This is a genomic window from Streptomyces sp. ME19-01-6, from assembly GCF_033793745.1.
Classification (GTDB): Bacteria; Actinomycetota; Actinomycetes; order Streptomycetales; family Streptomycetaceae; genus Streptomyces.
The window spans coordinates 37,840-53,143 of the sequence record NZ_JARAXF010000012.1 but is presented as its reverse complement, the minus strand read 5'-3'; the positions used below and the strand labels follow the sequence as shown (position 1 = coordinate 53,143).

11 protein-coding genes are annotated in these 15,304 nt (G+C 71.9%); 4 read left to right on the top strand and 7 right to left on the bottom strand.

All coding sequences use genetic code 11. The features are described 5' to 3' along the window. Positions 1 to 80: 80 nt before the first annotated feature. The 5 genes from PV419_RS25740 to PV419_RS25720 all read right to left on the bottom strand — a co-directional run bounded on the left by PV419_RS25740 (position 81) and on the right by PV419_RS25720 (position 3,717). Positions 81 to 518: a TIGR03668 family PPOX class F420-dependent oxidoreductase gene (locus PV419_RS25740; protein WP_415925381.1), complete on the bottom strand. Its 438-nt coding sequence runs from the start codon at positions 516 to 518 to the stop codon at positions 81 to 83. Between the two features lie 129 nt (positions 519 to 647). Beyond that, on the bottom strand, positions 648 to 797 hold the full coding sequence (locus tag PV419_RS25735; RefSeq protein WP_319692650.1) for a hypothetical protein: 150 nt from the start codon (positions 795 to 797) through the stop codon (positions 648 to 650). Positions 798 to 824: 27 nt separating this feature from the next. After that, positions 825 to 1,295, bottom strand: a complete 471-nt coding sequence (locus PV419_RS25730; protein WP_319692649.1) for an SPW repeat protein — start codon at positions 1,293 to 1,295, stop codon at positions 825 to 827. Between the two features lie 338 nt (positions 1,296 to 1,633). Next, positions 1,634 to 2,602 carry an acetylxylan esterase gene (locus tag PV419_RS25725; protein ID WP_319692647.1) on the bottom strand — a complete coding sequence of 323 codons (969 nt, stop codon included), beginning with the start codon at positions 2,600 to 2,602 and terminating at the stop codon, positions 1,634 to 1,636. A 116-nt stretch (positions 2,603 to 2,718) separates the two neighbouring features. After that, entirely contained in the window at positions 2,719 to 3,717 is a 999-nt protein-coding gene (locus tag PV419_RS25720) for an Lrp/AsnC family transcriptional regulator (protein WP_319692646.1), read from the bottom strand. A gap of 170 nt (positions 3,718 to 3,887) precedes the next feature. On the opposite strand from PV419_RS25720, the gene htpG reads away from it, so the two are divergent. After that, entirely contained in the window at positions 3,888 to 5,801 is a 1,914-nt protein-coding gene (htpG, locus tag PV419_RS25715) for a molecular chaperone HtpG (protein WP_415925386.1), read from the top strand. Positions 5,802 to 5,862: 61 nt separating this feature from the next. Here htpG and recQ read toward each other — a convergent pair whose 3' ends face one another. Further along, positions 5,863 to 7,740, bottom strand: a complete 1,878-nt coding sequence (gene recQ / locus PV419_RS25710) for a DNA helicase RecQ (RefSeq protein ID WP_319693242.1) — start codon at positions 7,738 to 7,740, stop codon at positions 5,863 to 5,865. Between the two features lie 274 nt (positions 7,741 to 8,014). On the opposite strand from recQ, the gene PV419_RS25705 reads away from it, so the two are divergent. Next, positions 8,015 to 8,581 carry a snapalysin family zinc-dependent metalloprotease gene (locus tag PV419_RS25705; RefSeq protein ID WP_319692642.1) on the top strand — a complete coding sequence of 189 codons (567 nt, stop codon included), beginning with the start codon at positions 8,015 to 8,017 and terminating at the stop codon, positions 8,579 to 8,581. A 54-nt stretch (positions 8,582 to 8,635) separates the two neighbouring features. On the opposite strand, the gene PV419_RS25700 is transcribed toward PV419_RS25705, so the two are convergent. Next, positions 8,636 to 9,679, bottom strand: a complete 1,044-nt coding sequence (locus tag PV419_RS25700) for a LacI family DNA-binding transcriptional regulator (protein ID WP_319692640.1) — start codon at positions 9,677 to 9,679, stop codon at positions 8,636 to 8,638. 277 nt (positions 9,680 to 9,956) lie between these two features. Here PV419_RS25700 and PV419_RS25695 point away from each other — a divergent pair, with 277 nt between their 5' ends. After that, positions 9,957 to 11,276: an MFS transporter gene (locus PV419_RS25695; RefSeq protein WP_319692639.1), complete on the top strand. Its 1,320-nt coding sequence runs from the start codon at positions 9,957 to 9,959 to the stop codon at positions 11,274 to 11,276. Next, the gene (locus PV419_RS25690; protein ID WP_319692637.1) at positions 11,273 to 15,304 is read left to right on the top strand and encodes a hypothetical protein; all 4,032 of its coding nucleotides are present in this window, start codon (positions 11,273 to 11,275) and stop codon (positions 15,302 to 15,304) included. Before PV419_RS25695 ends, PV419_RS25690 begins: the two co-directional genes overlap by 4 nt.

Below are 15,304 nucleotides of genomic sequence, written 5' to 3'. Positions count from 1 at the left end.
AACGAAAGGCCGTACCCGACACAACCATCCTCTCCCCGTATGCGTCTCTTCGCCTGATGGCGCGGTGGCCTCGGGCGGCCTCACCCGGAACCGCCCCCGGTGGCCTGCCAGCCGTGCCACCGGTCGACCACGATCTCCACGACCGGCCCCCGCGGCGGCCGGTCCGCGTACTGCGCCGGGTACCTGTCGGCCAGCAGCCGGACGAACGCGGCGGAGGCGGCCGACTCGTTCGCGGGCGGCAGGACGCGGGCCGTGCCGTCGGCCCGCGCCCACCACAGGAGGTCCCAGTCCTCGTCGTAGCCGTCCACCAGGAGGCACACGGCGGGGTTGGCCCGGACGTTGTCCAGGCGTTTGAGCCGCTGGGAGCGTTTCGGTTTGTGGTCGACCGCCGTCGCCACCGTGTCACCGGCCAGCACGAAAACCACCGGCACCAGGTGCGGCCGGCCCCCGGCGCCGACGGTCGCCAGGCGGGCGACCCTGGCCCGCGCGAAGCGCTCCCGCGCCTGGGTGCTCGTCATCCTGGGCACCGCGCGGCTCCCGGCGGCGTCATGAGTCGAGGAGGGCCGGTGACCACGGTCACCGGCCCGGCCCGGGCGCCGGGGCGAGCCCTCGGGGTTCCGGGCCCTCGTGTCCTGCTTGTTCTGCTCCTACGTCTTCTCGTTCTCTTCCTCCTCGCGCTCCCCTTCCGCTTGTGAGGGGGTCGACACCGGCACATCGGGGTGCACGGCGCGCCCGGGGGCTTCGTTCTCACGCTCGCCTTCCGCCTGGGACGGGGTGGAACGGTATGGCTCGGTCATCGAACGCCTCCGTTCTGTCCCGGGCCGTCAGCGTCCCGCGCGGGCCCCAGGGCCCCGGCCGCCCGGAGCGGCCTTCTTCGCCTGCGAGCTGGCGACGAGTGCGAGACACAGGGCGACAGCACCAGCGATGATGTTGCTGATGACGGTGCGCGTGGTGGCCACGTTTCCCGCCACCACCCACGGCGCGATGATGCTCCAGACGCCCAGCAGCGCGGCGGCCCAGGCCATGCTGTGGGTGCGCTCATAGGCATGGCCGAAGCCGCCCATGAGCAGTGCGTAAGCGATTCCGGTGATCAGATTGGTCACCGCCAGGGTCGTCATGCCGTTGAAACCCACGATCCAGGGGGAAGCGGCAAGGTACAGACCGGTGATCAGGGACATCGCTTCGACGGCCTGGGCCATGGGAGTGGTCGCGGCCTGCTCGGCCCAGGTGTGGCGTTCCCGCATCGCCAGGATGTCCGGATGGGACTCCATGGTCGCATGGGTCGGTTCCGTCATGATCGCCTCCTGCGGTCAATTCGCTCCGGACCCCGAGTGCCCGATATGTCGCCCGGTATCGCGTGAACCGCCATAAACTTCGCGGCGCTGTGCGACGACGGCGGCGCGCAGTTCGGACGCCGGCCCGCCGGTCCGAGGCTGACCGCCTTGCTCGTCCAGGGCCGGACGGCCCTGGTTCAGGGGCCGGTCGGCCCTGCCCTGGCCCTCCACCGCCAGCCAGGATGTATCCGCACAAGGTGGGGGGGGAAAGAAGGACGGACGGCCGTCCCGGAGGGAGCCTCCTCGAGGCTCCCAACCATCTCCGGGCATGGCCGTCCGTCCTTAAGATTTTTTGGCGGCTACCGCAGCCTGGGCGGCAGCCAGCCCAGCTGGACCTCCTGATGGACGGGTCCGCCGCCCTCGTGGTCGTTGAACGAGTACACCTCGATCCGCTTGTCCTCGCACGCGTAGGCGTTGTACGCGGCGAACACGGTGGACGGCGGGCAGGTCTGGTCCTCCAGCGCGGTCGAGAAGAGCGCCGGCGCCCGCCCCCGGGCGGCGAAGTGGACCCCGTCGAAGTAGGAGAGCGTACGGAAGATCCGCTCGTCCCGGCCGCGGTGGGTCTTGAGGTAGTTGCCGATCTCCCGGTACGGATCGCGGTCGGTCAGCGTCGCCGCCCGCCCGAAGTGGCACAGGAAGGGCACATCGGGGGCGATCGCAACCAGGTCGGGCACCAGGCCGCCCGCTGCCAGGGCGATGCCCCCGCCCTGGCTGGAGCCGGTGACCGCGGTGCGGGCGGGGTCGGTCAGCGGATGGGAGCGGGCCGCCTCCACCGCGCGCACGGCGTCGGTGAAGACCCGCCGGTAGTAGTAGTCCTCGGGGTTCTCGATGCCCCGGGTCATGAACCCCGGGTACGCGGGCCCGGAGCCGACCGGATCCGGTGTGTCGCCGCTGGCCCAGCCGCTGCCCTGGCCGCGGGTGTCCATCACGAGGTGGGCGAAGCCCGCCGTCGGCCACAGCAGATGGGTGTGCGGCAGCCCGCGTCCGCCGCCGTAGCCGATGTACTCGACCACGACGGGCAGCGGCTCCCGGGCCCCGGCCGGGTGCAGAAACCAGCCCTTGACCGGGTGGCCGCCGAACCCCGCGAAGGTGACGTCGTACACCGCCACGCCGGTGAGCGCCGTGGCGACGGGCTCGAAGGTGGCGTTCAGTTCGTGGTCGCGGGCCTCGGCGAGGGTCTTCTCCCAGAACCGGTCGAAGTCCTCGGGCTCGGGAACGCGCGGCCGGTAGTCGCGCAACTCGTCGAGCGGAAGGTCGAACAGGGCCATGGGCAGGCAGCTCCCTTCATGCCGTGCGAAGGAAACCACCGCGCGACCTCCCCTGACAAGGGGGCAGGCGGCAAGGGGGGCAGGCGGTGAGGGGGCGGGGAGCCGTACGGCCTCGGTCAGATGGGCAGCAGCGCCCCGGCGCGCTTGACGGTGCGGATGACCGGGGCCGTCTCCAGGGAGCGGATCGCGTCCAGCGACGCGATCCGCTCGGTGAGATAGCGCGCGAGGTGCTGGGCGTCCCGGCAGCTGACGGCGGCGAGGAGATTGGTCGGGCCGGTGGTCATGGCGACCAGCGACACCTCGGGGTGCTCGGCCATCGCGGACGCCACGGCGGCCAGCCGCGACGGCCGCACCGACATCCACAGGCGCGCCTCGGCGCGGAAGCCGAGCGCGGCGGGCGGGATGTCGACCAGGAAGGCGAGCACCCCGGCCCGGCGCAGCGCGGTCAGCCGGCGGCGGACCGTGGAGTCGGACCAGCCGGTGGTGGACGCCAGTTCGGCGTAGCTCGCCCGGCCGTCCCGGGCCAGCACAGCGAACAGCGGTTGGTCCTCGTCGTCCAGGACGACGTCGCTGTTGCTGTCGGCGTGGGCGGCGGCGTCAGCACTGTCGACCGGTGGCGGGCTGAGCAGCGCGGTCTGCTCCGAGGTCAGCAGGGCGGGACCCGCCCAGCTGTTGGGCAGGGCGGAGTGGCCGAGCAGCAGATGGGCGGAGATGGCGGTGATCCGGCCGGTACGGGGGAGCCGGTGCAGCAGCAGCGCGTCGCTCTCGTCGCCGGAGCGGGTCTGCGCGCTGCACGAGATCTCGGTTCCGCCCGAGAGCAGATGGACGTACGAGGTATCGGGGCGGGCGGCGAGCGCCCGGGCGATGGCGCCCGCCGCGTCCGGGGTGCACCGCAGGCGGATGGTCCAGGCGTTGTAGCCGAGCCGGCCGCCGTTGAGGGTGCCCACCACGCGCAGCACTCCGGCCGAGCGCAGTCGGCGATAGCGGCGGGCGACGGTGTTCTCGGAGACGCCGAGGGCCTCGCCGAGCGTGCGCAGCGGCGCCCGGCCGTCGATCTGGAGGGCGTGGACCAGGCCCCGGTCGATGTCGTCGAGCGTGACGGTATCCGTGTTCATCGGCCGTCAGCATGCCAGTTTGCATCCCGTTCCGGCCCTGTGAGGGTGGCCTCCGCCTCTAAGCTGACGTCAGGTACTCGCTACAGGTACTCGCTCGTGAAAGGAAGCATGTGAACACACAGGCCGAAACGTTCGAGTTTCAGGTCGAGGCGCGCCAGCTCCTGCAGTTGATGATCCACTCCATCTACTCCAACAAGGACGTCTTCCTGCGGGAGCTCATCTCCAACGCCTCCGACGCCTTGGACAAACTGCGTCTGGAAGCGCTCCGCGGCACCGACCTGCGGGCGGACACGTCCGATCTCCATATCGAGATCGAGGTGGACAAGGAGCGCCGCGCGCTGACCGTGCGCGACAACGGCATCGGCATGTCGCACGATGAGGTGGTCCAACTCATCGGCACGATAGCCAAGTCCGGCACCGCCGAGTTCCTTCGCGAGCTGAAGGAGTCGAAGGAGGAGGCGAAGGACGCCGCGGCCTCGCAGGACCTCATCGGGCAGTTCGGCGTCGGCTTCTACTCCGGCTTCATGGTGGCCGACCAGGTCACGCTGGAGACCCGGCACGCGACGGAGAGCCAGGGCACCCGCTGGGAGTCCACGGGCGAGGGCACCTACACGATCGAGGCGGTCGACGAGGCGCCCCAGGGCACCTCCGTCACCCTGCGGCTGAAGCCGGAGGACACCGAGGACCACCTCTACGACTACACCTCCCCGCGGAAGCTCAAGGAGATCGTCAAGCGATACTCCGACTTCATCACCTGGCCCATCAGGATGGCCGCCGAGTCCACGACCACGGCCACCGACACGGCCGCGGCCACGGATGACGACGGCGAGGCCGAGGCCGAGACCGAGCGCGAGCCCGAGATCGAGACGCTCAACTCGATGAAGGCGCTGTGGGCGCGCTCCCGGGACGAGGTCACCGACGACGAGTACCACGAGTTCTACAAGCACATCAGCCACGACTGGAACAACCCGCTCGAGACCATCCGCATGCAGGCGGAAGGGACCTTCGAGTACCAGGCGCTGCTGTTCATCCCGTCGCAGGCGCCGCTGGACCTGTTCATGCGGGAGCGCAAGCGCGGTGTGCAGCTCTACGTCAAGCGCGTGTTCATCATGGACGACTGCGAAGAGCTCATGCCGGAGTATCTGCGCTTCGTCAAGGGCGTCGTCGACGCGCAGGACCTGTCGCTGAACGTGTCCCGCGAGACCCTGCAGCAGGACCGCCAGATCCAGCTGATGCGCCGGCGCCTGGTCAAGAAGGTGCTCTCGACGGTCAAGGACATGATGTCCGCCAACGCCGAGGGCTACGCGACGTTCTGGAGGGAGTTCGGCCGCGCCGTCAAGGAAGGGCTTCTCGACGACTTCGAGAACCGCGACGCGATCCTGGAGATCTCCTCGTTCGCCTCGACCCATGACGCCGAGGAGCCCACCACCCTGCGGCAGTACCTGGACCGCATGAAGGACGGGCAGCAGCACATCTACTACGTGACGGGGGAGTCGCGCTCGATCATCGAGAGCTCGCCCCACATGGAGGCCTTCCAGGCCAAGGGGTACGAGGTGCTGCTGCTCACCGATCCGATCGACGAGATGTGGGTCGGGTCCGTGCCGGAGTTCGACGGCAAGCAGTTCCAGTCGATCGCCAAGGGACAGGTCGACCTCGACACCGAGGAGGAGAAGAAGGAGGGCGAGGCCGAGCGCGAGCAGCAGCAGAAGGACTTCGCCGAGCTGCTGTCCTGGATGACGACGACCCTGAGCGAGCAGGTGAAGGAGGTGCGGCTGTCCTCCCGGCTCACCACCTCGCCCGCGTGCATCGTGGGTGACACCCACGACGTCACGCCGCAGCTGGAGAACATGTTCCGCGCCATGGGCCAGGACATGCCCCAGATCAAGCGCATCCTCGAGCTCAATCCCACGCACCCGCTGGTGACCGGCCTGCGCGAGGCCCACAGCGCGGACGGGAACGCGGACGGGCTGGCGGAGACGGCCGAGCTGATCCACGGAATGGCGCTGCTCGCCGAGGGCGGCGAACTGAGCGATCCGGCGCGCTTCATCAAGCTGATGGCGGACCGGCTGCGGCACACGCTGTAACGCGGACGCGGCACGAGAGAGGAGGGGGAGGGCCGGGACCCGGCCCTCCCCCTCGTACGCGTCACTGCTCCGCGAGTGTGAGCGTGTCCAAAATCTGCTGCCCGTACTTGGCCAGCTTGTTCTCACCGACGCCGCTGATCGTGCCGAGCTCTGCCAGGGTGCCGGGCGAGACCGTCGCGATCTGGCGCAGCGTGGCGTCATGGAAGATCACATACGCCGGGACGCCCTGCTCCTTGGCGGTGGCCCCGCGCCAGGCGCGCAGCCGCTCGAACACCGGCACCGCCTCCGGCGGCAGGTCCACCGGGGCGGCGGCGCGGCCGGACTTGGCGGACGACGACGAAGCCTTCGCGGCCCGTGGCGCCCGCTCCGGCTCGCGCCGCAGCATCACCTGGTGCTGCCCGCCCAGCACCTCGCCGCTGGTCTCGGAGAGCACCAGCGTGCCGTAGTCGCCCTCCACGGCGATCAGTTTCCGGGCGAGCAACTGGCGCACCACGCCCCGCCATTCGGCCTCGCGCAGCTCCGTGCCGATCCCGAACACGGACAGGGCGTCGTGGTCGAACTGGATCACCTTGGCGGTCTTCTTGCCGAGCAGGATGTCGATCACCTGGCCGGCGCCGAACTTCTGGTTCCGCTCCCGCTTGAGCCGTACCACCGTCGACAGCAGCTTCTGCGCGGCGACGGTGCCGTCCCAGGACTCCGCGGGTGTCAGACACGTATCGCAGTTGCCGCACGCGGTGCTCTGCTGACCGAAGTAGGCGAGCAGCCCCACCCGGCGGCAGTCGACCGTCTCGCACAGCGCCAGCATCGCGTCGAGGTGGGCGGCGAGGCGGCGCCGGTGGGCCGCGTCGCCCTCCGAGCCGTCGATCATCTTGCGCTGCTGAACGACGTCCTGGAGGCCGTAGGCCAGCCAGGCGGTGGAGGGGAGCCCGTCCCGCCCGGCCCGACCCGTCTCCTGGTAGTAGCCCTCGACCGACTTGGGCAGGTCGAGATGGGCGACGAACCGTACGTCGGGCTTGTCGATGCCCATGCCGAACGCGACCGTGGCGACCACGACCAGCCCGTCCTCCCGCAGGAACCGTGCCTGGTTCTCGGCCCGGGTCCGGGCGTCCAGACCCGCGTGGTACGGCACCGCCTCGATCCCGTTCTTCACCAGGAACTCGGCGGTCTTCTCGACCGAGGCCCGCGAGAGGCAGTAGACGATGCCCGCGTCCCCCGCGTGCTCGGTGCGCAGCAGCTCCAGCAGCTGCCGCTTGGGCTCGTTCTTGGGCGCGATGCGGTACTGGATGTTCGGGCGGTCGAAGCTCGCCACGAAGTGGCGGGCGTCCTGCAGCTTCAGCCGCGAGGCGATCTCGGCGTGGGTGGCCTCGGTGGCGGTCGCGGTCAGCGCGATGCGGGGCACGTCGGGCCAGCGCTCGTGCAGCTCGGACAGCGCCAGGTAGTCGGGGCGGAAGTCGTGCCCCCACTGGGCCACGCAGTGCGCCTCGTCGATGGCGAACAGCGAGATGGAACCCCGGCCCAGCAGCGCGAGCGTCGACTCGACCCGCAGCCGCTCCGGCGCGAGGTACAGCAGGTCCAGCTCGCCCGCGAGGAACTCCGCCTCGACCAGCCGCCGCTCGTCCAGGTCCTGGGTGGAGTTGAGGAACCCGGCCCGTACGCCGAGCGCCCGCAACGCGTCGACCTGGTCCTGCATCAGCGCGATGAGCGGCGAGACCACGACCCCGACGCCCTTCCTGACCAGCGCGGGGATCTGGTAGCACAGCGACTTGCCGCCGCCGGTCGGCATCAGGACCAGCGCGTCGCCCCCGGCGACCACATGGTCGATGATCTCTTGCTGATCGCCCCGGAACGCGTCATAGCCGAAGACCCGGCGCAGGACGCGCAGCGCGTCGCTCGTATCGCCCGGGTCCGGTTCTCTCGTGTCCCGGTCTTCGGTGTTCAGGCCGCTGGGGGCCGGGTCGCTGATGTCACCGTTCGTGAGGGGATCGTTCTCGGGGAGAGGCACGCGGCGAGTCTAGGGGGTACCTCCCAGCGGTAGCTGGGGGAGGGCCAAAAGGGTGGATCGCGCCGAGGGACGGCCGCCCGCGGGGGCCGGTTGGGGATGGCTGTGAGTGGGCAGTGTGGCCGTGAGGTATGCGGAATCGTCATGCCCGCGTCAAAGACCGCGCGGCGGAGCCGCATATCGATACAGTCCTTACCCCACGAGGAGGCCGATCGTGAGATCCAGCAAGGCCCTGCGCGCATTACCCGCCGTCGCGGTGGCGGTGCTCGCCCTGGCCGGCGGCCAGGCGGTGGCGGCGCCCGCGTCCGGGTCGGCCCAGCGGCACGCCATCGCCGCGAGGGTGCTGACGTACGACTCGTCCCAGGCCGCGGAGTTCAAGGACGCCGTCACCAAGGGCGCCGCGATCTGGAACGACAGTGTGGCGAACGTGGAGCTGAAGCCGGTCGCCTCGGGGCAGCGGGCGAACATCCGCATCATCGCGGACAACGGCTGGCCGCGTACCGCCACGACCAGCCTGGGCAGCGGCACGATCTACTTCGGACGGCAGGCCGTCGACGAGGGCTACAACACCGTGCGTATCTCGTCCCATGAGCTCGGCCACATCCTGGGCCTGCCCGACATGAAGCCGGGCCCCTGCTCAAGCCTGATGTCCGGCTCCACGGCCGGTACCTCGTGCACCAACCCCAACCCCAACGCGGCCGAGAAGGCGGAGGTCGAGGACAACTTCGCCGGCGCGCTCGCCGGGGCGGCGGCCAAGCGCGACCTGCTGTTCGTGGACTGACCTCCCGCGCGGGCCGGGAGCACCGCTCCCGGCCCGCAGGCATACGCGCGGCGCCTAGCCGTCGGAGGGCGGTGGAGGGCCCGTGGTGCCGCGGGCGACCAAAGTCGGGGACACCGTCATCAGCACGGACCGCGTGCGGCCCTCGATGCGCTCCAGCAGCAGCCGCGCCGCCGTCGTGCCCATCAGGCCGCCCGCCTGGTCGACGCTGGTGAGCCGGACGGGGGCGAGCGCGGCCACGGCGGTGTTGTTGTAGCCGACCAGCGAGAAGTCCTCGGGGATCCGCAGTCCCAGCTCGCGCGCCGCGCGGAAGACGCCCATGGCGGCCACGTCGGCCCCCGCGAAGACGGCGGTCGGCCGCTCCGCCGAGGCCAGCAGCTCCATCCCCGCCCGGTAGCCGCCCTCCTCGGAGAAGGCGGTCATGGCGACCCGCGCCAAATCCTGCAGACCGTGCCGCCGCATCGCCTCGTGGTAGCCGCGGCGCTGGACCCGTTCCGGGGTGCCCGACCAGCCGCTGCCCCGGTTGCCGGGGGTGGAGGTCAGGGCGATGCGGCGGTGGCCGAGCCGGACCAGGTGGTCGACCACCAGGCCGGCGCCGAGGGCGTCGGCGTCGACGACCGAGTCGTGTTCCTCCGCCACGTCGTGGTGGCCGATCACCACCGTGGGCACGGTGGCCGCCGTCCGGAGCACCTCGGTGCGCGGAAAGCCGGGGCCGATGAGGATCAGCCCGTCCATCTGGCGGTCCACCAGGGCCCGGGCCAGCCTGGTCTGGTCCTCCTCGTCGAAGCCGGCCGCGCCGATGAGCACCTGGTAGTCGCCGCCCCGCAGCGCGGTGTTGACGCCGTCGAGGATGTCGGCGAAGAAGGCGTTGCGGATGTTGTCCAGCAGGACGCCGACCGTGTACGTACGGCCGCGCATGCCGCGGGCGGCCGCGTGCGGGCGGTAGTCGAGCTCGGCCATGGCCGAGCGCACCCGATCGCGCATGGCGGGGCTCACGCCGTAGGCGTTGCGCAGCACCTTGGACACGGCTGACTTCGAGACGCCGGCGTGCCGCGCGACGTCTGTGATCGTCACGCGGCGCCGGTCGCTCGTGGGGGGCATGGGGCTACCTCCGGTTGGCTCGCGGCTCACAGAAGACCAGTGCGCTGTGAAACGGTCTACGGTGCGCCACTGTACGCCGTCGAATGGGGCATGGCGCCTATGGTCGCCCGTGCCGCCCGTGCGTCGTTGTCCGCATCGTTACATGCCGGTGACTTGACCCCCGCACCGTCCTCGCCTCACCTTTGAGTCGTTTCAATTTGGAGAACGTTCTACACAGCCCTTTCTCCGAATCGGGACTCCGGAGCATGTCAATGAGGACGGGAGCCACCGGATGGCCATGAATCAACCGACCCAAGCCCCCTCGGCCGAGTCCGAGGGCACCGTCAGCCGTCAGCAGTGGAAGTGGTCGGTCCTGGCCGGCATGGCCTCGTACCTGGACGCGGGGTCGATCGTGGCGCTGGGCGCGGGCCTGGCGCTCTTCCAGGACGAACTCGGCCTCAGCGACTCGGGCCTCACCGGCGTCGGCGCGCTCGCGGCCATCGGGCCCAACGCCATCGGCGCCGCGGTCGGGGCCTTCATCGGCGGCCGGCTCGGCGACAAGCTCGGCCGCAAGCGGATCTACCAGTGGGATCTGCTGGTCTACGCGGCCGCGATCCTGTGCATCGCGTTCGCCGTCAACCCGGCGATGCTGTTCATCGGCACCTTCGTGGTGGGCGTGGCGGTGGGCGCCGATGTGCCGACCTCGCTGGCCCTGGTGGGGGAGTTCTCGCCGGCCAGGGCCCGGGGCAAGCTGCTCGGGTTCACCCAGGTCGCCTGGAACGTGGGGCCGATGATCGTGCTCCTGCTCGCACTCGCGCTCTCCCGGCTCGATCTCCTGGGCATACGCATCGTCTTCCTCCATCTGTTCGTGGTCGCGCTGATCACCTGGGCGCTGCGCCGGGGCATGACCGAGTCGGCGGTGTGGAAGGCCGCGGCGAGCAAGGCGAACAACGCGGCCAAGGGAACGGCCGCCACGGCTGCCGGGGTGCGGGAGCTGTTCCGCGGGCCCCACCTGAAGGCCCTGCTGTGGACCGGTAGCTTCTACCTCTTCTGGAACCTGGCCGCGGGCACCGCGGGCCTGTTCACTCCGTACATGGTCAAGAACCTGGGCGCGGGCGGCCAGGGGACGAGCGTGGCGCTGTCGTGCGCCGGGTTCGGCGTCGGCATCGCCGCGACCGTCCTGGTGTTCATGCCGCTGACCGACCGCGACCACCGCACCCGCCGGCAGCTGTGGGCCGTGGGAGCGGTGATGCAGATCGCCGCCTACGCGCTCTTCCTGTGGTTCCCCTTCACCGTGCCGACGATCCTCCTCAACACCTTCCTGTTCGGCGTGGGCGCCGCGCTGGCCGGTGAGGCGGTCTACAAGACGTTCAGCCAGGAGCTCTTCCCGACCATGCTGCGCGGCACCGCCCAGGGCTTCACCTTCGGCACGGCGCGCACCTGCCTCGGCATCTGGAGCTACTTCGTGCCCCACCTCGCCGACAGTGGGATCAGCACCATCGCGGCCCTGCTGACCGCGTTCCTGGTGATCAGCGGTGGCATCGGATACTTCTTCATGCCGGACACCGCCGGGAAGTCCCTGGACCGCATCGAGGCCGAGCGCCGGGCGGCCGTGTGAGGGGCGCCGCAGGCGAACTGCTGTCCCGGTTCACCGACCCCGCACCCGAGTACGGGCCGCTGCCGATCTGGTGGTGGAGCGGCGCGAAGGTGACCCGGGAGCGGCTGCGCCGGCAGATGGCGGAGATGACCTCCCAGGGCATCCGGCAGGCCGTGGTGATGTGCCTCGCGCCGACCGGCCCGACCTTCGGCTCGCTGGCGGACGATCCGCCGTATCTGAGCGAGGAGTGGCTGCGGCTGCTCGACGGGGCCTGCGCGGACGCCGACGAACTGGGGTTCAGCCTGTGGATGTACGACCAGATCGGCTTCTCCGGTGCCAACTTCCAGGGGCAACTGACCGCGCGTGACCCGGAGTTCGCCGGGCTCGCCCTCTACCGTACGAGCGTGACGGCGGAGGGTGGCGAGACGGTGGTACGGCCGCCGACCGGCCACATCCCGCTCGCCGCGTACGCCGTCCCCGCCGCCGTCCCGGCCCGGGACGGCGGCGCCGCGGCCGGGCGGGTCGCGGTGCCGCTCAGCGGCGGCGCGGCCCGCTGGAGCGGCGGCCCCGCCGAGGTCACCCTGGTGCACAGCGGGGTCAGCGGCTTCGACTACTTCGGCGAGGCCGCTTGCGCGGCGCTGCTCGACCGGGTGCACGGCACCCTTGAGCGACATGTCGGAAAGTGGTTCGGCCGCGCCATCGGCGGCTTCTTCCAGGACGAGCTGCCCGCCATGCCCACCTGGGGCCGCGACTTCGCCGCGAGCTTCGCCGAGGTGTACGGCTACGACCTGGTGCCCGAGCTGTGGGCGCTGTGGGAGGGCGAGGACCCGCACGCCGCGCGGGTGCGCCGCGACTACCACGAACACCGCGCCCGGCTGGGCCGCCGGGCCTTCTTCGACCCCCAGGAGGCGTTCTTCACCCGGCACGGCCTGGTCTGCGGCTTCGACCAGCCCTCGCCGGCCCGCGAGGGCGACCCGGTGGGCGGTGTCCGGGTGTACGGCGACTACCAGGGCACCCACGCCGGATACGGGGCGCCGGGCAGCGACCACTGGGGAGACGCCAAGGCGCACAGCTCGATGGCGCACGCGCTCGGCCATCGGCGCACCTGGATCGAGGCGTTCCACTCCTCCGGCTGGGGCGGCACGCTGGAGGAGACCTACGACTGGCTCGCGCCCTTCCTGCGGCGCGGCGCCAACCTGTACGACCCGCACGCCGTCTACTACAGCACCGTCGGCGGCTGGTGGGAGTGGGCGCCGCCGTCCACCTGCTGGCGCCAGCCGTACTGGTCCTCGTACCACGTGTTCGCCACCGCCGTGGCGCGGCTGTGCTCCGTGCTGACCGAGGGCACCCATGTGTGCGACACGGTCCTGCTGTCGCCGACCACCACCGCGCAGGCGTACCTCACGCTGGACGGGCCGCTGTCGCCGGCGACGGAGGCGGGGCGTCTGTACCACGAGCTGAACGGCGTCAACTGCTGGTTCGCCGAGCGCCGTGGGGTGCTGGAGCGCGCCGGTCTCGACCACGACACCTTCGACGAGAACACGCTCGCCACCGGCGAGGTGACCGCCGATGAGGCGGGCCCCGCCCTGGTCATCGGCCAGGAGCGCTACCGCACCGTGGTGCTGCCCGGGCCGTCGGCCCTGCACGCCGCGGCGGCCCGTACGCTGGTCCGTTTCGCGGCGGCGGGCGGCCGGGTGGTGTGCGTGGCCCGGGCGCCCGAACTGTTCCCCGGCGGCCCCGACTCCGACTCCGACACCGACAGGGCGGAGGCCGGGCGGCTGTTCGCCGACGCCGTCGCGCGCGGCCTGGTCACGGTCGTCGAGAGCGCCGACCAGGTGCCCGCCGCGGTGGCCCGGGGCCCGGTGCGGGTCACCGCCGACGCGCCGTACCTGCTCCGCCGCCACGGCGACGCGCTGGTCCTCGCCCTGATCGCGCACGACGACCGCAGCGGCACCAGGGCGCCGATCGTCGCCTTCCCCATGGGCGACTGGCCCACCGACGGCTTCTCCTGGGAGCGGTACTGGGAGCAACTGCGCACCGAGGGATACGACTTCGTCCCCGCCGACGGCCGCACGGCCCGGGTGCGCCTGGAAGGCCCGGCCCGGCCGCGCGCCCAGCGCTGGGACCCGGGCACCGGAGACCGCACCGAGCTGGCCGTGACCCGGGCGCCGGACGGGGCCTGGCTCCTCGAGGTGCCGTTCGAGGACGGGGCGGTGGCGCTGGTGGTGCTGGCCGAGGAGCTGCCCGGACCCACCCGCGCCCCCCTCGGCCCGACCACCGGGGCCATCCCGCTGCCCGGCCCCTGGCGCGGGCTCGCCACCTCCACCCTGGACAACAGCGACGGGGATCTCGCCGCGGTCCACCGCACGGGGGTGCTGCCCGTCGAGGTCTGGCGGCTGGAACACCTGGCACCCCTGGAAGCCGATGCCGAGCGGGACTGGCGGCCCGTCACGGCCGGCTTCGGCCCGTTCGCGCTCGTCCGGGGCCCGGACTCGGGCTCGGGCCAGGACCCGGATTCCGACGAGTGGCGGCCCGCGGTGTGGTCGCTGTCGCGCGGCATCCCCGACGACCCGCTGCACGACGAGCGGCTGGGCCCCAAGGGATATGTCCCCGAGGAGTTCCTGGACTGGCGCGCCGTCCCGGCGGGCGGCCGCGTCGCGGTCCGTACGCATCTGACGATCCCCGACCGCGACGGACTGCACCTCGCGGTGGGCGCGGGCGCGGCCCGCCGGGTGCTGCTCGACGGGGCGGAACTGCCCGTGGCGGGGGAGGGGTACCGCACCCTCAGCCCGCTGCCGCCGTCCGCCCGCGGCCGCACCGTCGCCCTGGAGATCGAGCTGACGGCCGTCGAGGACGGGCCGGTGCGCGCGTCGTTCGCGGTGGTCCGCGACCCGGACGCGTTCCGCCGCCCCGAGTGGATGGAGGCCGGGGACGGCTCGGTCCCCGGCCGCACCCACGAGCTGACGCTGCGGGCCCGCCTGGACCGGGTCCCGGACGACCCGGTCGTCCAGGTGGCCGCCGACGGCGCGTGTGCCGTCCTGGTCAACGGCGTCGAGGTGGGCCGCCAGGGCGACTTCAGCCCGTACCCGGGCCACCGCGACATCCGCGTCCACCCGTACGACCTCGGCGAGCTGCTGCGCGTCGGCGAGAACACCCTCACGCTGCGGGTCACCGACGCGGGCACCACCCCGACCGGGGCGGCCCTCGACTCGGCCCCGGTGGCGCGCGGCGGCCTCGGCTGGATCAGCGGCAGTGGCAGCGGCTGGCAGGCGAGCCACGACGGCGCGCCCGTGCCGCTGCGGCTGCGGATCGCGAGCGGCGGCCGCGATCCGCGGTGGATCTGCTCCTGGGCCCGCCCCCACCCGCTGCCCGGCGCCCACTGGCTGGAGCCGACCGCCGGTGGCGGTGGCGGTGTCGTTGAGCCGCTCGTCCCGGACCTGGCGCCCGGGCCCGAGCGCGTGGAGTGGCTGCGCTTCCCGGCCCCGCTCGGCACGACGGCGCTGCGCGTCCCCACCCCCCTGAAGGCCACGGTCCTGGTCGAGGGCCGGGAGTACGCGACGGACGGCGACGGGTGGGTGCGGCTGCCCGCCCCGCTGGCCGCCGCCACCCCGGTGCTGCTCAAGGTGGTCGCGGTGGACGGCCGCCGGGGCGGCGCGCTGCTCGACGCGGCGATCGAGGCCGAGGTCGCCGAGGCCGAGGTGGAGCTCGCCGCCTGGGAAGAGCTCGGCCTGCGCGCCCTGGGCGGCCACGTCCGCTACCGCACCACCGCCCAGCTGCCCGGGGCGCCGGAGGGGCGGATGCTGCTCGACCTCGGGGAGGTCCGCGGCACCGCCGAGGTCCGGGTGAACGGAACCCTGGTCGGCCGCCGGGTGTGGGGGCCGTGGACGGTCGAGATCACCGACGCCCTGAGGGTGGGTGACAACGACATCGAGGTCGTGGTGAGTGGCACGCTCGCCGGGTATCTCGACGACGCCTCGCCGACCCGCGCGGTCGCGGCGGGGCAGATACGCACGGGCTTGTTCGGCCCGGTCCGAATCGTGAGGAAGTGA